This window comes from Shewanella hafniensis (assembly GCF_019655335.1).
Lineage (GTDB): Bacteria > Pseudomonadota > Gammaproteobacteria > Enterobacterales > Shewanellaceae > Shewanella > Shewanella hafniensis.
The window spans coordinates 36,050-55,355 of the sequence record NZ_BPFD01000025.1; the positions used below are offsets into that span (position 1 = coordinate 36,050).

At 46.1% G+C, this 19,306-nt stretch carries 17 protein-coding genes and 1 pseudogene; all 18 read right to left on the reverse strand.

Annotated features, from left to right (window positions below; translation table 11 throughout):
* Window positions 1-9: 9 nt before the first annotated feature.
* Window positions 10-1,029: an arginine N-succinyltransferase gene (gene astA / locus K5Q99_RS09500; protein WP_220776724.1), complete on the reverse strand. Its 1,020-nt coding sequence runs from the start codon at window positions 1,027-1,029 to the stop codon at window positions 10-12.
* Window positions 1,030-1,156: 127 nt separating this feature from the next.
* Window positions 1,157-2,374 (reverse strand): aspartate aminotransferase family protein, encoded by a 1,218-nt coding sequence (locus K5Q99_RS09505; RefSeq protein WP_012197666.1) that lies wholly within the window; start codon window positions 2,372-2,374, stop codon window positions 1,157-1,159.
* 307 nt (window positions 2,375-2,681) lie between these two features.
* Window positions 2,682-3,593, reverse strand: a complete 912-nt coding sequence (locus K5Q99_RS09510) for an alpha/beta hydrolase (protein WP_220776725.1) — start codon at window positions 3,591-3,593, stop codon at window positions 2,682-2,684.
* Window positions 3,594-3,648: 55 nt separating this feature from the next.
* The gene (locus tag K5Q99_RS09515) at window positions 3,649-4,794 is read right to left on the reverse strand and encodes an HDOD domain-containing protein (protein WP_006084202.1); all 1,146 of its coding nucleotides are present in this window, start codon (window positions 4,792-4,794) and stop codon (window positions 3,649-3,651) included.
* A gap of 204 nt (window positions 4,795-4,998) precedes the next feature.
* A complete protein-coding gene (locus K5Q99_RS09520) occupies window positions 4,999-7,479 on the reverse strand; it encodes a S9 family peptidase (RefSeq protein WP_220776726.1) in 2,481 nt (826 codons plus the stop codon).
* 207 nt (window positions 7,480-7,686) lie between these two features.
* Window positions 7,687-8,271 (reverse strand): anthranilate synthase component II, encoded by a 585-nt coding sequence (locus K5Q99_RS09525; protein ID WP_106651679.1) that lies wholly within the window; start codon window positions 8,269-8,271, stop codon window positions 7,687-7,689.
* A gap of 207 nt (window positions 8,272-8,478) precedes the next feature.
* Window positions 8,479-8,916, reverse strand: coding sequence for a ClpXP protease specificity-enhancing factor (locus K5Q99_RS09530; protein ID WP_106651680.1), 438 nt, complete (start codon window positions 8,914-8,916; stop codon window positions 8,479-8,481).
* Entirely contained in the window at window positions 8,916-9,545 is a 630-nt protein-coding gene (sspA, locus tag K5Q99_RS09535) for a stringent starvation protein SspA (RefSeq protein WP_006080065.1), read from the reverse strand. Before sspA ends, K5Q99_RS09530 begins: the two co-directional genes overlap by 1 nt.
* 96 nt (window positions 9,546-9,641) lie before the next feature.
* Complete coding sequence (locus K5Q99_RS09540; RefSeq protein ID WP_131523976.1) at window positions 9,642-10,337, reverse strand: cytochrome c1; 696 nt, start codon at window positions 10,335-10,337, stop codon at window positions 9,642-9,644.
* Window positions 10,337-11,551, reverse strand: coding sequence for a cytochrome b (locus tag K5Q99_RS09545; protein ID WP_105250274.1), 1,215 nt, complete (start codon window positions 11,549-11,551; stop codon window positions 10,337-10,339). Before K5Q99_RS09545 ends, K5Q99_RS09540 begins: the two co-directional genes overlap by 1 nt.
* Window positions 11,551-12,141 carry a ubiquinol-cytochrome c reductase iron-sulfur subunit gene (gene petA / locus K5Q99_RS09550; protein ID WP_106651681.1) on the reverse strand — a complete coding sequence of 197 codons (591 nt, stop codon included), beginning with the start codon at window positions 12,139-12,141 and terminating at the stop codon, window positions 11,551-11,553. The genes K5Q99_RS09545 and petA overlap by 1 nt, the downstream gene beginning before the upstream one ends.
* 370 nt (window positions 12,142-12,511) lie before the next feature.
* Window positions 12,512-13,405 (reverse strand): protease modulator HflC, encoded by an 894-nt coding sequence (gene hflC / locus K5Q99_RS09555; RefSeq protein ID WP_106651682.1) that lies wholly within the window; start codon window positions 13,403-13,405, stop codon window positions 12,512-12,514.
* A 3-nt stretch (window positions 13,406-13,408) separates the two neighbouring features.
* Window positions 13,409-14,548: an FtsH protease activity modulator HflK gene (hflK, locus tag K5Q99_RS09560; protein ID WP_106651683.1), complete on the reverse strand. Its 1,140-nt coding sequence runs from the start codon at window positions 14,546-14,548 to the stop codon at window positions 13,409-13,411.
* 36 nt (window positions 14,549-14,584) lie between these two features.
* Window positions 14,585-15,892: a ribosome rescue GTPase HflX gene (gene hflX, locus K5Q99_RS09565; protein WP_220776727.1), complete on the reverse strand. Its 1,308-nt coding sequence runs from the start codon at window positions 15,890-15,892 to the stop codon at window positions 14,585-14,587.
* Window positions 15,893-15,915: 23 nt separating this feature from the next.
* Complete coding sequence (gene hfq, locus K5Q99_RS09570; protein ID WP_006084207.1) at window positions 15,916-16,188, reverse strand: RNA chaperone Hfq; 273 nt, start codon at window positions 16,186-16,188, stop codon at window positions 15,916-15,918.
* 92 nt (window positions 16,189-16,280) lie between these two features.
* Window positions 16,281-17,207, reverse strand: a complete 927-nt coding sequence (miaA, locus tag K5Q99_RS09575; protein ID WP_220776728.1) for a tRNA (adenosine(37)-N6)-dimethylallyltransferase MiaA — start codon at window positions 17,205-17,207, stop codon at window positions 16,281-16,283.
* Window positions 17,200-19,086: a DNA mismatch repair endonuclease MutL gene (mutL, locus tag K5Q99_RS09580; RefSeq protein WP_373317042.1), complete on the reverse strand. Its 1,887-nt coding sequence runs from the start codon at window positions 19,084-19,086 to the stop codon at window positions 17,200-17,202. Before mutL ends, miaA begins: the two co-directional genes overlap by 8 nt.
* Before the next feature lie 13 nt (window positions 19,087-19,099).
* Window positions 19,100-19,180: pseudogene (locus K5Q99_RS09585) on the reverse strand (LysM peptidoglycan-binding domain-containing protein); the annotation flags it as partial.
* Between the last annotated feature and the right edge of the window lie 126 nt (window positions 19,181-19,306).

The window sequence follows — 19,306 nt, forward strand, 5'->3', positions numbered from 1 at the left end:
TTGCTATTCCTACATTGCCAAAATACGGATTTGATCGCCTTTTGCGAGCAACAAACCCGCAGCCAGCTCAGGGCTGATAATGATGTGTTCGGATTTGTCGTCCACGGCCAGTGCGGCAGACGTCGCTCGATAATTGGCTAATTGAGTATTTGAGATAATAAATTGAGTGTCGGCTTCGACCATGTCACCAATATCGACGGTTAATAAACGGCTTTCACGCACGCCGCGAATGTCCGATAAACGACACTCAACCGTTGGACCACCATCAAAAATATCCACGTAACCGCGGCATCTAAAGCCTTCGGCCTGTAGCAGACTTAATGCGGGACGGGTATTGGTATGCACTTCACCAATCACTTTCTGTGCCTCTTCCGGCAACAGACAAACATAGACAGGGTTTCGTGGCATCATTTCGGCCATAAATGCCTTTTTGCCCAAACCAGAAAGATAATCTGCCTGAATAAAATCAATGCCTAAAAAGTGTTTTTGCAGCCAGCCGTAGAAAGGTGAATGACCATCGGCATCGCTCACACCGCGCATTTCGGCAATCACAGTTTCGCCAAAACGCTTCGCATGTTGCGCTAAAAACAAAAAGCGACTGCGGGATAACATGCGGCCATTGTTGCCCTTGCGATACGCTTCACGCAAAAACAGGGTGCACATCTCGGCGGCGCCCGTGTAGTCATGGCAAAGGGTGAGGGTTTCGACCTCGTTACGCACTTCAATTTGTTCGGAATGATAGACTTCGGTACCGAGTCGATAATGGTAAAACGCATCTTCCATTCCCACGGCCGCTTCGATAGCGCACGTGCCCACGACTTCTCGGGTGTCGGTATCTTCCAGCACCATTAGATAACCTTCATCGAAGGGAGTCTCTACGGCTTTGACGAATGAGGCTTCTGCTCGAGCAATTTTATGTCTGAGCAGATCCGCATTCACAGGTAATGACGTAAAACCATGACCAGACTCTTCGGCAATTTGATATAAGGCTTCAAAATCGCCAGCCTGAATAGGACGTATGATTAACATCTTAGTGTCTCCTCACTTTGGCTTGCCGTGCATCAAGGCGCCTCTCTTCAAAAAGACAGGTAGTGATGCACGTAAGTATTCCCTGACAAAAAAGGAGTGCGAATAAATTCAGCACTCCTTTGGTCATTTAGGCGGCAGCTATGCTCGCCACAGCACGTTCAAAACGAGCTAGACCTTCAGCAATATCTGCCTCAGGGATCACCAGAGAAGGAGCAAAACGTACCACGTTAGCACCCGCCATCAGGCTCATTAAGCCTTCAGCGACAGAGGCCACCAAGAAGTCGCGTGAACGGCCTTGGTATTGTTCATTAAGAACTGCACCTAACAGCAAACCTTTACCGCGTACTTCTGAAAATACATGATATTTTTCATTGATTTTGTTCAAACCATCGCGCAATAACTGCTCGCGATGTTTAACGCCGTCCAACACTTCAGGCGTGTTCACTACGTCTAACACAGCATTACCGATAGCGCAGGCTAATGGGTTACCACCGTAGGTAGAACCGTGAGTGCCCACTTTTAGATGTTCAGCAATCTCAGCGGTTGTCAGCATAGCTGCGATAGGGAAACCCCCACCGAGTGCTTTAGCTGTGGTTAAAATGTCAGGTACGATTTCAGTCCCCATGTAAGCGTACAGTTCGCCAGTACGACCCACACCCGTTTGCACTTCATCAAAAATCACTAGCGCATTGTGCTTGTTAGCCAGTTCACGCACGGCTTTCAGGAATGCAGGATCGGCATCAATAATACCGCCCTCGCCTTGCAGCGGCTCAAGCATGATGGCGCAGGTTTTGTCCGTTACTGCGGCTTCTAATGCGGCAACATCGTTAAATGGCAGGTGAGTAATGCTCTGCGGCTTAGGACCAAAACCATCGGAATAGGCAGCTTGTCCACCGACGCTCACGGTGAAGAAGGTCCGGCCGTGGAAGGCTTTATCAAATGCTATGATTTCGTCTTTTTCAACGCCGTGTTTTTCTAAGGCGTAACGACGGGCAAGTTTCAATGCGGCTTCGTTGGCTTCGGCACCAGAGTTGGCAAAATACACTTTGTCGGCAAACGTGCTATTGACTAATTTAGTCGCTAATTCTAAGGCAGGCTCGTTCGTCATTACGTTTGACAGATGCCATAATTTTTCGCCTTGTGTTTTAAGGGCATTCACAAGAGCAGGATGACAGTGACCTAAGCAATTTACCGCAATACCGCCAGCAAAATCGATAAACTCGTTACCCTCTTGGTCCCAAACTCGGCTTCCTTCGCCACGAACAGGGATCACAGCAGCAGGCGCATAATTAGGCACCATAACTGCGTCAAACTGGGCACGGTCTAACTTCATATCAACGCTCATTCTTCTTCGTCCTTTGTGTTTGTTTAACGGCATCGGGGCCGTCAGAGTCCCATAGGTATCTTTATCTAGAGTTAGTGATACTGGGATTGCTTGTGTCTATTAATAACCATTATTAGCGAAAATGTGATCAAAATACCAGTTTTTCACAAACATCAATCCTAGCTCTTCTACCCAAAGTGCATAAAGATTGCAGTTTAAGAACTATACAAGCGCTTAAACCCGTGGCTTGCAGCATAATTAGTCAGAAAAAAAGTTATTTACCCCTCATTTTGCTAGCTATTCACTGAATGTGAATAACTACACCATTTTAACGAATCAAGTGTGAAAGCACAAAATGGCTAATTTTAGACCTAGCCTCAAGGGCTTCGGGCAATAAATCGAACAAGGGAAACACATGGGGCATGTTAGGGTAAAAACAGCCCGTTATCTCGCCGCCACAGGCTTTGACTTGAGCGACTAAGCGCTCAGAATCCTGCAATAAGAGTTCCCGCGTACCCGCAATCACTAAGATGGGCGGCAGATCAGCTAAGTTTCCCTGCAAGGGTGAAACCTTTGCTGACATAGGGTCTGCCCCAGCAAGATAAGCGCCCCGTAAACGCAGTAAGGCTTCGATGGTGAAGAAGGGATCGTCAGCCGCGAGTATCAACTCAGTATCTCCGGTTAGTGCTAAATCCAACGCGGGCGATAACAGGATACAAGCCGTCGGCAAAGGCAGAGCTAAACGCTTTAATTCCAGCAATAAGCTCAAGGCTAAATTGCCGCCAGCAGAGTCGCCCATAAGGACCACATTGTCAGCGCCCTTAAGCGCAATTAATCGCTTATAGGCTTCAAGCACATCATCAAATGGCGCAGGAAAAGGATGCTCAGGTGCGAGACGATAATCGGGAATATAGGCATCCAATTTACAACGCTGGCTAATATCCGCGATCAATCTTGCGTGGGCATGGGGCGTTTTAAAACAAAAACCTCCACCACGGATATAAAACAGATTGCCAAGGCGAGTTTGTTCATTGAGAAGCACATAGTGCAGCAAGCTAGAGTGTTGCAAAGGGATGGTGGCACTGACTAACTTATCCGGCCAAGGAAGCCAACGTTTATCGAGATCAAGCAACTTTTTACGCACTTGCGCTAGGGGGACTTTGGCTTTGCCGCGACTGATGGATGGCCTAGCAACATAGGATAAAATAGTATTCAGTACAGATGCTTGCCAGCTTGGCATATCACTTCCTCTACTTAAACGCCGCCATCCCGACGCTCAAGTCGCAGGTCGTGGATTACAGCAGATCTAACTTTCTATAATTCTGTGCTTTTAAGCGCAGTACTTCTTGCTCAGTTAACTCGTAATAATCAAACATTAAACGCTTTTCTTGGGGATCGATTTGACGCATCTCTTCGAGTAACACCACTTTAGCATAACAGTTTGCCCGTGCGACTAATGCCGCCTGCGGTGACAACTCCCGATAACTTAAGGTCAGGTCTAGCTCCTTCAATAACCCAGTCAAAGGGCTAGCTTCAAACTTAAGCAGCTCTAATAACTGCCAGTTTAGTTTATGACCATGACTTAACACTTGTTCAAACACAGCCTTGGCCGGAAACTCAGTGGCAATCACAGCATCATACACTTCCTTATCACGGCTGCTGCTGGCTTCCCTTATCCAAGAGCCCCAAGTTTGATCGAATAAGCGCGCGCTCAAACTCAGCACAACCGAGGTGCCTAATTGATTGAGTAAGGCACTACTGTAAACTAAGGCTGAGTCAGTATTATGAAGCTGAGCCAACGCATTGGCCGCAATGCCACTGACTATGCTGTAGCGCCATAATTTACGGGTAGTCCACAGCAACTTAGCATTGGCGCTCGGCAGCCAATTACGCAGGCAAAAATAAGGGATAATCGTTCGCAGATTTTCGATGCCGATGTAATTCATCACCAATTTAATATCGGTAACTCGCACATCTGAGCTCTGAGGCCGGCGAGCGCGAAAAGACGGGCTGTTGACCATATTGGTTAAGTCGCGGCACAACCAACTTAAGTTGCTGATCAGCGGTCTTAATCGCGTCGCATCAAGATTTTTTGCCAGCAGTAATTCCAGCAACAGAATTTGCGATTCATTGATCTCTGACTTAGCCAGAACCAGTTCGGGGGACGCGAGTTGATGCTCGATGGCATTATTGACCGTTTCATGCAGCTGGCTCGACACGGCTTCAAACACTTCTTTGGCTTTAATTTGTTTCATCAAACGTGCCAAAATCGCTTCGCGCTCAACATCTAACTTATTCGCATCGGCCTCTAATTCAAGGTCGAGGTCATCCAAAAGAGTCGGGCTCGCTTTATGCTTTCCGAGGATCAACTGTTGGTAGAGTCTGTGCTCTATCTCTATAATTTTGCCGGGTCTTACACCGCCCGCAACCGAAATCGCCACTATAAGTCTTTCCTATATCGCTAATGCCTGAGTGACGTCAAAACAATCAAACTCTCAAAATCATTACAATTTCAGCACATACACTTAATCTTAGCAATAACGCAAAGTCGCAGAACACAAACATAGTGTGATGTCGGATATTTCCTACTCAGTTACCCAATAAAAAGGCCTCACATAGAGGCCTTTACAGGAAATCGAGCTGAGTTATTTGAGTTCTTGTTCGAATAACTTATAGATACGGCGGTATTCGTCTAACCAGCTAGAAGGCTGACGGAAACCATGGGGCTCGACAGGATAAATCGCCGTTTCAAAGGTCGGTTTTTCCAGTTCAATCAAATGCTGCACCATGCGCACGCTGTCTTGGAAGAAGACGTTGTCGTCCATGACTCCACTCATAATAAGCAGTGGTTTAGTTAATCCTTGAGCATGCTCAATCGGAGAGCTGCGCTCATAGGCGATAGGATCGACATCAGGCGTATTTAAGATGTTGGAGGTATAAGGCGCATTATAATGTGCCCAGTCCGCCACAGGACGCAGTGCGGCTCCTGCTTGGAACAGGTCTGGTGCAGTGAACAATGACATAAAGGTTAAGAATCCGCCGTAGGAACCACCATAGGTCCCGACACGTTGCGTATCGACATTCGTATTGGCTCCCATCCAGCTAACACCATCCTTTAAGTCTTCGACTTCTGGATGACCCATATTGCGATAAATCGCAGTGCGCCAATCTCGGCCATAACCTTTAGAGCCACGGTAATCCATGTCCATTACCACATAACCTTGCTGAGTCAGCAGGTTGTGGAACATAAATTCGCGAAAGTATCCACTAAAGCCGTAGTCAGCATTTTGCAGATAACCTGCGCCGTGGTTGAAAATCACCGCAGGGTACTTCTCGGCGCGGGACTTATCATAGCCTTGCGGCAGATAAACGCGGGCGTACACCTTGCCGGCGCCATGATTTGAAGGTACTGCTACCACTTCTGGCGCTTGCCATGGGTAATTTTTAAAGGCATCGCTGGTGTAAGACGTCAGCTGCTTTAACTCACCGCCAATGGGTTGAACATACAGCTCATTGGGCTGAGTGCGGCGTGAGGCATTAAGTAATAGCTGAGTGCCATCGGGACTTAGGCTGTAATCTAAGTTGCCATCCCACTGCGTTAATTGCTCATTTTTGCCTGTGGCTAAGTTCACCCTGTGAACGTTATACATACCAGGGTGAGTTTGGTTAGCTTTGTAGTAGATATAATTCGCGTCCGGTGACAGCTGGATGTCGCTCACAACAAACTTGCCTTGGGTTAAGGCGCGCGGCTTTGCACCGAGTCCTTTCACATAGAGCTGCGAATAACCTGATTCTTCCGACAAATAGTACAGAGAATCCGTCCCCGGCAACCAACCGAATTGGTTGTAGTCATAATTCACCCATGCATCATCATGCAAACGATGCTCTGTGGTGAATTTACCTTTAGCGAGATCGACACTGGCGATCCAGCGATCTTTGTTATCGGTAGCTTCTAGCATCAGAGCCAATTTATCTTCCGATTCATGCCACTGAATCGCACTCTGGGTCCAGCCCCAATCTTGCATCAGCTGAATTTTGCGTGGCGCTTTAGTGCTTTGGTAAGTTTCGCCTTTCGCTTTAGCATTCTCAGCTTTCACTTTGGCGAGCACATCTTCATCAAAACCCGTCAAGCCCTCGATAGTGATATCGACTTGTTTATGCTGGTTTAAATCAAGCACTACAAAGCGTTGCCCTGGCGGCGTATCTTCAGCCACACGTGCACGCACGGGTACGGGATCAATATAACCATCGCTGCCTAAGTAGTTAGGCATGATGTCGTGTTCACTGCTGCCGGTGTAATTCTTGTCGGTCAGAGCAAGTAAAATATAGCGGCCATCCGGTGACAGGCTAAGCTCTGACACGACTTCGCTATCGCCTAAATACCAAGTGCTGGCGGCAAGTGTTGGGTCGCTTTTTTGCAATTCATCTTTGTACTGTGCTTTGGCTTTAGCGTTCTCTTGCTGCAGCGCTACATACTGAATCAATCTGTGCTGTTGCTTAGCAATGTAAGACGTTGGCTCTTTTACACCTTCAGGGGCTTTCGCCATTTTAAATTCAGCAAGTTGCTCGACTAAGCCTGAGTCTTGATGAATTTGGAAAACATTGTCGCCCTGCCAATAGGCGATATCGCCATTATTGAGATAACGCACGCCATCGATAGCACTGCGCTGGCGAGTCAGCTGGCTGATTTTACCTGTGCTTAATTGCTTAACAAAAATATTGCCCTGATACAGATAAGCCTTGTGAGACTTAGTGCGATCAAACACACCAAACTGCTGATCTGCCGCGTGTAATTTATCAAGTGCTAGCTCGACGGCGCGACTGTCATTGATACCTTGCTGATAATAGCTACGCAGAGGTGAAGCACTCGCTTGGCGGGCAAACAGCACACTTTGGCTATCGTCGCTCCAGTATGCCTCTTTGGCGAAAACGCCCATCCAATCGGGATTTGCCATAATTTGATTAAGCGTAAGCGCCTGTGAAACCTGTGGCGGTTGGGCTAAGGGAACTTGGAATGCTTGCGGGGATGATGCAGGAACTGCTGTTTCAGTCGATGTCGCAGCGCAACCTGCCAACACGGCAACCGCTAACGCACTTAAACCCAAATTTCGCATTACGCTTCTCATTTGTCCTTCCTTTTATTGTTATCGCAACGGCTAAATGACCCAGTCTAGTTTATCTGCTGGTTTTGCCTATTCGCGTAGTTTTGCCGCAGTTATAGCATAGTTAATCGCTAAACTTGCTTAAAAAAAGGATAAATCTTGTAACAGAAATTGATAGTACGAATATAGTGCGGAGAGTTTTTAGGGCGAGGAGTTTTCAGGGCGAGGAAATTATACTGGCATAGCCGATTGCGCTAAAAAATTGGCTAATAGTTCGAGACCTTGCTCGGTAAGAATCGATTCGGGATGAAATTGCACCCCATACAAGGGTAAATCTTGATGACTCATGGCCATGATTTCTCGGCCGTGGATCGGATCATCAAACCAAGCATCGAGAACAAAACCTTCAGGCACAGCATCCACCAATAACGAGTGATAGCGTGTCACAGTTAAGGGCTGATTCAATCCCTCAAATAACCGCTGCCCAGTGTGAGCAATGGCGCTGACCTTGCCGTGCATCACCCGCTTAGCACGCACCACCTTGGCACCAAAAACCTGCGCCATCGCCTGATGCCCTAAACACACACCTAGGATCGGCATACGCGTGGCAAAATGTTCAATCGCCGCGAGGGAAATCCCCGCCTCATTGGGAGTGCAAGGGCCGGGCGAAATCACCAGATGAGTAGGCGCAAGCGCCTCGATGTCGGCGATGCTAATTTCATCATTACGTTTAACCACTATCTCTTGCCCTAGCTGCTGAAAATACTGCACTAAGTTAAAGGTAAAAGAGTCGTAATTATCGATCATTAGCAACATACAAGATCCATTGGCCTAAATGGGTAAGAGTAGAACGCATATCCGACGGATGAATGCGGGCGCAAATGCTACCACACCTTATCCTCAAGGTTTAGCCAATTACGGCGATAAAATATAGCGATAAAATATAGTGACAAAAAAGCCAGTCATTGGACTGGCTCAGTTTTAAAACAACTTGGGCATCTCACCACAGCGATTTAGCGGTCGTTATTTTACGACGGTTAAATGGCTGCGACGCTTAGGGGGCTCATCCGTCGGTTCAGGCGCTTTATCGTTTGTTTCAACAACAGATAAAGATGAATCGACTTCATCGTCAAGCAAATAAGCATCTTCGATATCGAAGACAGTGCCAGCCCCATTTTCACGGGCATAAATAGCGACAATTGACGCCATTGGCAACATCACCTGCTGGGGAACACCACCAAAACGCGCATTGAACTCCACACACTCATTGCTAATTTGCAAATTGCCCACTGCGCCAGCAGCGATATTCAACACTATCTGGCCATCCTTCACGTATTGCTGCGGTACTTGAGTACCTTCGATAAAGGCATCAACCACAACGTGAGGAGTCAATTGGTTATCCATCAACCAATCATAGTAAGCCCTTAGTAAATAAGGACGATTTGGAGTCAAAGGCTTCATTACATACCCATGCGCATTTCGCGTTCAGCTTCAGTCAAAGAAGCTTTAAACGATTCACGCTCAAAAATACGTGTCATGTACGCTTTGATATCTTTAGCTACACGGCTATCTAGCTCAATACCTAATACAGGTAAGCGCCATAACAATGGGCCAAGGTAGCAATCCGCTAGACCAAATTCTTCGCTCATGAAGTAAGGCACTTCACCGAAGATTGGCGCAATTGCAATCAGGCTTTCAGTCAACTCTTTACGAGCGGCTTCAACACGATCACCTTTACGGATACGGTCAACGAGCGAATACCAGTCAGTATCGATGCGATGCATCATCAAACGGCTTTGGCCGCGAGACACTGGATAAACTGGCATCAAAGGCGGATGAGGAAAACGCTCATCCAAATATTCCATGATAATGCGTGATTCGTATAAAACGAGTTCACGGTCTACCAAAGTTGGCACTGAGTTATATGGATTTACTTCGAGCAAATCCTCAGGCATTTCGTTAGGGTCGACCTGTAAAACATCAACAGTAACCCCTTTCTCAGCTAACACGATACGTACTTGATGGCTATACAGATCATCAGCACCTGAAAACAGTGTCATGATAGAGCGTTTGTTGGCAGCAACAGCCATTGATACCCTCCAGAATCGAAATAAAACAAAAGTAAACGAGGGGCAAAGCCCCCCGTTTACACTATGCGGATATTACATTTTACCCGTTATTGGTGCCTAGTGTACATCTTTCCAATACTCTTTCTTCAAGAGGTAGGCCACAATAAAGAATATAAATAGGAATCCGAGTACCCACCAGCCCATAGCTTGACGCTCTAGCTTAACAGGTTCAGCCGAATAAACTAAGAAGCCAGTGATATCACGTACTGCTTGGTCGTATTCTTCCGCATTCAATTTACCGCCAGTCACCACAATAGTGCCATCTTCTTGTTTAACTGGTGTGCCTTGTAACTCTTCGAGTACATGTGGCATGCCAACAGATGGGAATACTGTGTTATTCACACCAAATGGGCGACTTGGATCTTTATAGAAGCCTTTCAGATAGGAATAAACCCAATCTTCACCACGCACGCGAGCAACTAAAGTTAAGTCTGGCGGTGTAGCGCCAAACCATTTAGCAGCATCTTTAGGTGGAATAGCGTTTTGCATCAACTCACCAATTTTGGCATCAGTGAACATATACTTGTTACGCATATCATCCGCAGAGATACCGATATCGGTTGCTACACGTTCATAACGTTGATACTGAGTGCTATGGCAACCAGAACAGTAATGTTGGAACAGGTCCACACCACGTTCTAAAGAAGCTTTATCATGCAGATCAACATTGGCATCTTCTAAATGTACGTGTCCGCTCGCGGCAATTGCCAAGGTCGGCAACAAGGCAACTAATGCAATCAATAATTTTTTCATTAGTGTGTCAACCTCGCTGGAACAGGTTTAGTTTTTTCATTCTTGCTGTATACCCACAGCGCCACAAAGAAACCAAAGTAAGTGAAAGTAAACACCTGTGCAACTATCGTCAGCGTCGGTGTGGCAGGCACTACCCCTAAATAACCCAATACAATGAAAGATATAGCAAATTGGGCAATATTCAGCTTATGTAGCGTACTACGGTAGCGAACTGACTTCACTTTACAGCGATCTAACCAAGGCAATACGAACAGCACTGCAATTGACAGACCCATCATTATCACGCCACCCAATTTATCAGGCACAGCACGTAAAATGGCGTAAAAAGGAGTAAAGTACCAAACGGGTGCAATGTGTTCAGGAGTCTTCATCGAGTTAGCCGCTTCAAAGTTTGGCTTCTCAAGGAAGTAACCACCGCCTTCAGGAATGAAGAACAACACATAGCAGAACACTATCAGGAAGCCCGCGACGCCCATGATGTCTTTTACAGTGTAATATGGGTGGAATGGAATACCGTCAACTGGCCAGCCATTTTCGTCTTTGTTCTTCTTGATTTCGATACCGTCAGGGTTGTTAGAACCCACTTCATGCAGCGCAATTAAGTGTAAAAACACGAGTACGACTAATACTAGCGGCAGAGCAATAACGTGCAGCGCAAAGAAACGGTTCAGCGTTGCGCCAGAGATCACGTAATCGCCACGGATCCACAGGGTTAAATCGTCACCAATAACTGGAATTGCACCGAACAGAGAGATAATTACCTGCGCGCCCCAATATGACATTTGACCCCATGGCAGCAAATAACCCATAAAGGCTTCGGCCATCAACACGAGGAAAATCAGCATACCGAACAACCACAGTAGTTCTCTAGGCTTCTGATATGAACCGTAAATCAGACCACGGAACATATGCAGATAGATCACTACGAAGAAGGCTGATGCACCCGTTGAGTGCATATAACGCAGCAACCAACCGTATTCAACATCACGCATTATGTATTCAACAGAGGCAAATGCGCCTTCTGCTGTTGGTACATAGTTCATCGTCAACCAGATACCTGTCAGTAATTGGTTAACCAATACCAACATCGCTAGCGAACCGAAAAAGTACCAAAAGTTAAAGTTAGTTGGCGTAGCGTATTGGCCCACGTGACGATTATAAGTCGCCGTCATTGGGATACGCGCATCAATCCAATTAATTAAATTCTTAACCATTACGCCACTCCTTTATCTACACCGATAATCACGGTGCCATCATCAACGTATTGATGTGGAGGAATAACTAGGTTCAATGGAGCAGGTACGCCTTGGAAGACGCGGCCAGCCATATCGAACTTAGAGCCATGACATGGACAGAAGAAACCAGAAGTGACACCTTCAACTTGCTCACCAAATGAATCTGGTAAATAAGTAGGTGAACATCCGAGGTGGGTACAAATACCGACAGCAATAAAATACTCTGGCTTAATTGAGCGCAAAGGATTTGTTGCATATTCAGGCTGCTGCATTTCAGCAGAAGCAGGATCTCTTAACTTATCATCATGTGTTGGCAGTTCATTGATCACAGCATCTGTGCGACGGACAACCCATACAGGTTTTCCACGCCACTCAACACGGATCAGCTGACCTGGCTCTACTTTACTGATATTTACTTCGACCGGTGCACCTGCAGCTTTCGCTTTGGCACTCGGATTCCATGACTTGATGAAAGGAACCGCTACAGCGACGGCACCAGCACCACCTACTACGGCGGTTGCGGCTGTCAGGAATCTGCGACGTCCGGTATCGACTGGCGCATTGCTCATCCACTTATCTCCCAGAGGGTGTTGGAATTTTTATATTTCAAAGACTTTCGGCCCTTAGTCATCACTAGGGTCAAAAATCGAAGTTTGAAGCGGGGCTCATTATAGCTAAAAATTAGAAGCAGATCATAGTGAAAACACGCAAGTAAGTTAGGGAGATTGCGTGTTTTTTGAAAAAAGTCGAAAAAAGCCCCAACTATTAAGCCGTTTTAATCCATTTGGAAGGTTTTTTGAACATCTTGTCTGTGACATCGGCATAAAGCATGCATCGCTAATATAAATTAGCCTTAACTTTTCTATCTAAGTTAACAATCGCCAGATAAAAAAATAGGCCCTGGGTAACAGGGCCTATTAGATCAACACTTTTAACGTATTACTTCTTAGGTGAGGTGCTCTTCATATACTTGAAGAACTCGCTATCAGGCTCTAATACCATGATATCTGACTTGCCTGAGAAACTAGCACGATAGGCATCTAAGCTACGAACAAAGCTAAAAAATTCAGCATCTTTGCTATAAGCATCAGAATATATCTTAGCCGCTAATGCATCACCTTCACCACGAATGGTTAAGGCTTTACGCTCAGCTTCAGCAATCTTCACTGTTACATTAGCATCGATCGTTGCACGGATAATTTCAGATTGCTCTTTACCTTGTGCTCTATGCTCTTTTGCCACAGCTTGACGCTCAGCACGCATACGTTGGTAAATACTGTTACTGACGTTAGCGGGTAAATTGATTTGCTTTACACGCACATCGACAACTTCAATACCTAAGTCTTTAGCGCTTTCTGAAGCATTTTCCAATGCATCATTCTGTAACTCATCACGCTTACCAGAGACAATCTCTTTGATTGTGCGGCGACCAAACTCAGTTCGTAAATCGTTGTTTATCTTACGTTGTAAAAGCGATTCAGCATTCGATTTAATACCACCATTTGTAGACAGGTAATATTTTTCGAAATCCAAAATACGCCACTTCACATAGGAATCGACCATAAGGTCTTTCTTCTCTGAAGTTACAAAACGATCAGCAGCACCATCGAGTGTTTGAATACGGGCATCGAGTAATTTTACTTTATCGATCACAGGTACTTTAACGTGTAAACCTGGACCATAGACGCGAGTGACTTGCTTGCCATCCACATTGTCTTTTAAAATTTCACCGAAACGCGCCACAATTGCGCGCTCGCCTTCATTCACCACCATTAAAGATGACAAACCAATACCTAAAAGTACGGCGATAAGAATAACGCTTAATCTACCCATGGATTACTCCCTCCCTTGGCGAGTACGATCATCGCGGGATGGACGTCCACTCAAAGGCTCATTCGCGCGAGTCGTTGATACAGATGAAGAATTGACATTTTGCTGTGGCTTAGCTTCCAGCTCAATTGTCGCAGGCTTCTGCTGAATTAACTTATCTAGCGGTAGGTACATTAAGTTACCGTTGTTTTTGGCATCAATCAGCACTTTATTCGTATCAGTCATCACTTGCTGCATTGTATCGAGATACAAACGCTTGCGAGTCACTTCAGGCGCAGCTTGATACTCAGGTAATAACAGCTCAAATCGAGCCACTTTACCGCGAGCCTCTAAGACTTCACGCTCTTTATAAGCATTCGCTTGTTGTGCCATACGTTCAACTTCACCACGAGCTTTAGGTTCAATTTCACGGGCATAGGCTTCAGCTTCACGAATAAAACGTTGTTCATCTTCTTGGGCAGAAATCGCGTCATCGAAGGCATCTTTCACTTCTTCAGGCGGACGTGCCGGCAAGAAGTTAACATCGACAATCGCCAGACCCAATTTATAGGGCTCAAGAATGCGCTCTAACTCTTTCCACGTATCGCGACGGATAGCATCACGGCCAGTAGTCAGAATATCATCCATCTTGTTATGTCCGATGACATAACGCAATGCGCTGTCGGTCGCTTCACGCAAACTGGCGTTCGCATCAACGGCACTGAACAGATATGAGTAAGCATCTAAAATACGATACTGCACATCAAGCTCAACTTTCACGACGTTTTCATCGGATGTCAGCATGCTACCAGACGCAGGAATAGAGCGAACCGATTGAATGTCAACGGGATAAATTTGGTCAATGAAAGTCGCTTTCCAATGAAGACCTGGTCCTATTTCGCCATTATGTTGACCAAATCGCAGTGCCACACCACGCTCCGCTTCTTTAATTGTATAAAAACCCGAGAGTCCCCAAACAACCAAAGCAACAGCAAGAATGATGATTAGGCTAAACGAACTAAAAGATTGGCCTGAGCCATTTCCTTTGCCGCCAAAGCGCTTTGAAAGATTACGAAAAACCTCGTCAAGGTCCGGTGGTCCTTTGTCGTTACCACCTTTATTTCCCCAAGGATCATTACCCTTGTTACCGGGCTCGTTCCAAGCCATTTAGCACTCCATAAGTGGATGAAATAAATTAGATTATTAACAAACAGCCTCATCTATCGAATCTTCGTAGATGAAGGTTTCTAACTCACCCTGACTCTGTTTAGCTAATCGGCGCCAATCGGCGTCCGATAAACGAACAGACAAAATACAGTTCCCCAGATCGTCGTACTCTTTCTGCTGTATCGCATCCAGTCGATAAAACTGGCCAAGATAATGTCCAGCAGTTGCCGGAATTCTAAGTGTTAGTTCTTTAATCACCTCACCAATAAGCTCAGTGATGGCTTTCAATAGCAAATCAAATCCTAAACGCTTCTGTGCTGAAACCCAAACTCGAACGGGTTTGCCTATGTCGTTATATTCAATTCTTGGGGTTACATCCTCGAGTAAATCGATTTTGTTACAGACCACGAGTTGCATGACTTCATCGGCTTGGATGTCTTTCAGTACAGATTGAACCTGATCAAAATTATCCGCCATGTTTTCATCTGCACAATCAACTATGTGTAGTAATAACTCAGCTTGCCTTGTCTCTTGTAAGGTTGCCTTAAATGCAGCAACGAGATCATGGGGCAAATGACGAATAAACCCTACTGTATCCGCTAATATCACGGCACCATCAGGTAAATCTAACTTTCTTAGCGTAGGATCGAGTGTGGCAAATAGCTGATCTGCAGCATAAACATCAGATGATGTTAGAGCATTAAACAGCGTTGATTTACCGGCGTTTGTGTAGCCGACTAATGAAACTGTCGACAAATCACTACGCTTACGTGCACGTCGACTCTGTTCACGTTGCTTATCAACTCGCTCTAAGCGTTTGTTGATATTTTTAATTCGTCCTCTGAGCAAACGTCTATCGGTTTCGAGCTGGGTTTCCCCTGGACCACGTAAACCAATACCACCTTTTTGCCTTTCAAGATGCGTCCAACCACGGATCAGGCGAGTCGACATATGGCGCAATTGCGCTAGCTCCACCTGTAACTTACCTTCGTGAGTTCGCGCTCTTTGGGCAAAAATATCGAGAATAAGTGTCGTACGGTCGAGCACACGACACTGACACACTTGCTCAAGATTACGCTCTTGGGCTGGACTCAATGCATGATTAAAAATCACCACATTGGCTTCAGTCGCCGCCACTAATGCGGCTAACTCTTCGGCTTTACCAGAACCCACAAAAAATTTGCGATCCGGTGAACGTCGACTTCCAGTAATCACCCCGACTGATCTTGCCCCAGCTGATTCTACTAATAGCTGCAGCTCGACTAAATCTTCTCGGCGTTCCTCATCGGAAAAGTCAATATGGACAAGAACCGCAGTTTCTCCCGCCTCATAACGATCAAACAAGAAGCAAACTCCTCAGATAATACTTATTCGCCACTAGGCGCATCATCTTGAGCACCATATCCGCCTTGGGCATTTTGGTGACCAGTAACGTTGAATGGGCGTGCTGGCACGACAGTAGAAATAGCGTGTTTATAAACCATTTGGCTCACTGTGTTTTTCAACAGAATGACAAATTGATCAAACGACTCTACCTGTCCTTGGAGTTTAATGCCGTTAACCAAGTAAATTGATACAGGAACGCGCTCGCGACGCAATGCGTTCAAAAATGGGTCTTGTAAAGATTGCCCCTTAGCCATTTTATTATTTCCTTTTTAATTTATATAAAATAAATCGATATCAGTGATAGTTTTTTGTTTAGTTTTAGTATTATACAGCAAGGGCTAATAAGCTAGCGGCATTGACGCATAAGTGTAACTAAATTCCCCTCAGCACCACTTTCGAGCCAATTCAACTCTGGCCAACTGCGTAACCATGTTAATTGACGCTTAGCCAATTGCCTAGTAGCAGCAACCGCTTTTTCGACCATAGTATCATAGTCAAACTCACCATCGAGATATTGCCAGCACTGTCGATAACCCACACAACGCATTGAAGGCAAGTCTAAATGCAGGTCTCCACGGGCTTTCAGCTCTGTGACTTCCTCAAGAAAGCCCTGCTTGAGCATAATCGCAAAACGTTGCGCAATTAAGTCATGTAACACTTTGCGCTCGCGCGGTGCAATAGCAAACTGCACTACGTCATAGGGCAAGGGGGCTGACTTGGTCTGAGTCAACTCAGTCATGCTCTTGCCGCTTATTCTATAGACTTCCAGCGCTCTTGAAAGTCTTTGTGGATCATTAGGATGAATTCTTTCTGCCGACACGGGATCTATCTCCCTTAATTGGTCATGCAGTGCTTCCCATCCCTTTTCATCCGCCTCCGCTTGGATCTCGGCCCTAATGGCCTCGTCCGCACTCGGTAAAGGTGACAAACCTTCGAGTAACGCTTTGAAATACATCATGGTTCCGCCAACTAATACTGGCGTTTTCCCCATGCTGACAATCTCTTCTATCTGGGCTATTGCATCGGCTCTAAAGTCGGCTGCCGAATAGCTTTCACTGGGATCACGAATATCAATTAATCTGTGCGGCCCACGAGCCAGTTCGTCTGCTGAAGGCTTGGCACTGCCAATATCCATACCACGATAAATTAATGCCGAATCGACCGAAATGATTTCACAGTTATGCTTTTCGGCCAATTCTAATGCTAAAGCTGTCTTACCTGAGGCCGTTGGCCCCATCAAAAATAACACTTTAGGCTGTAATTCTTTATTCACTTGCTTGCTCTTCTAGCCACGATTGCCAAGGTAAGAATATCGCTTTGTTGGCAATAAGCTGTTTTTTCTCTTCAGCTAACTGCGAAAATGCTGCCCAGATTTCTGGTGCCGAAACGAATCCCGTTAAACTGTGTTTTGCCAACCAAAACGCCAATGCGCTCGGCGCAGGTGTTTCAAAACGTAGTGATTGTAGCCATTCAGGGATCACTTTGGCTAACTGGCTCTCTCTGATATATGGGGGCACTTTTTTAATAATCAACTGCTGGTAACGAATTGTTAGTTCTAAACCTAATTGGCGGATCAGCGTGTCGTGTTCAGTGAGCACAGCCTGCCAATCCGCATCAGCCGCGACAGACACTGGCATCAATAAAGGCTGACCAATTAACCCCGTCGCTAGCTTAGCTTCAATCTCTTGGCATCGCGTCGCCAATGCTACTGATTTTATTGGTAATAGACTGAGCTTATCTTCCGTAACCATTACCCAATATTGGCCATCTAAAATCGCAGGCATAGGCAGAGATGGCTGATAATCTTGATCTTTTACACTGTAAGAAGGTGTTTGCAGTAAAGCACCATAACTTGCAATTGCCGCTTTTGACGGTAATTCAGTACGTTGCCGAGATTCACTTGCAGAATAACTGCCGCGACTATTGTCCCTTGGCGTGGCCATGCTGCCAAAGGCATTGGTTTGAGTGCTAAAACTGGCGCCTTCTCGTCCTGCGCTGGCAGATTTTACTTGAACGGCAGGGGCAACTGCATCTTGAGCAGACTCAAATGTATCAGCACCAAGTGCAAAAGGGGCAGCTATTCCAACTGCGCTTGTTGGAGCATCCACAAACACATCTTCAACTTCATCCAAGGAACTAGAGTGAACGACGTTGAGTTCCCCAGCTTCTTCGAGCGCCGATTGCAGTGCCTGCAGAATATAATCATGCACATAGCGACTCTGATGGAATCGTACCTCATGTTTAGCAGGATGCACGTTTACATCCACTTGATGGGGATCGATATCCAGCATCAACACATAGCCGGGTTGCTCCAGTTCTGCTTTTTGGGCAAAGGCTTGACGCACAGCATGATTGACCAAGCGATCACGGATAAGCCGTCCATTGACATAAAAGTAATGGGTATCGCTGATAACCGGTGACCAAGGTGACTGCAAATAGCCACTGAGGCGCAAATCATCGTGTTGACATTCAATCTTAAGCGCTTGCTCGGCAAATGGGCGACCACTTACTTGCGTCAAACGTTGTAAATACTGGGCTTCATTCATGGCGGGACGATAATTGCGTACCGTCTTGCCGTTATGGGTCAGTGTAAAATGGATATCGCCGCGCACTAATGCAATGCGCTTTAACCATTCATCAATATGGGTAAATTCGGTTTTATCGCTCTTTAAAAAGCGTCTGCGAGCCGGCGTATTAAAGAATAAATCCACCACTTCAATCGTCGAACCAACAGGATGCGCGGCGGGCATGACTTTAACCGCCATGTCGGCACCTTCGGCATGGACTTGCCATGCTTCGGTTTGATCTGCAGTTCGCGACGTCAACGTTAAGCGTGAGACTGAGCTGATACTTGCTAACGCTTCACCACGGAAACCAAAACTGAGGATAGCTTCAAGATCGTCTAAGGTGTGCAACTTTGAAGTCGCATGGCGCGATAAGGCCAATGCGAGTTCATCTTTGGGTATGCCAGAGCCGTTATCGCGAATTTTAATCAGCTTGCTGCCGCCTTTATCGATTTCAATATCGACTCGGCTCGCTCCTGCGTCGAGGCTATTCTCGACCAATTCTTTGACTACGGAAGCGGGTCTCTCAACCACTTCCCCCGCCGCAATTTGGTTGGCTAATTGCGGTGGCAGGATCTGAATGCCCATCATGCTTTCCTATTTAACTCTGGGGTATGACTAACGTTTGTCCTAACTGCACCACATCGGACTTCATCCCATTCGCTTGTTTGATGCTAGACACTGAAGGATCCCCTCATAAATCAGCCATAGCATAGCCATATTTGAGCAACTGATTGGCGAATAATACCCAGGCCGCCAGCAATTCTTTCTCCGTGATTTGATAATCAGGCCGCCTGAGTACCTCCAA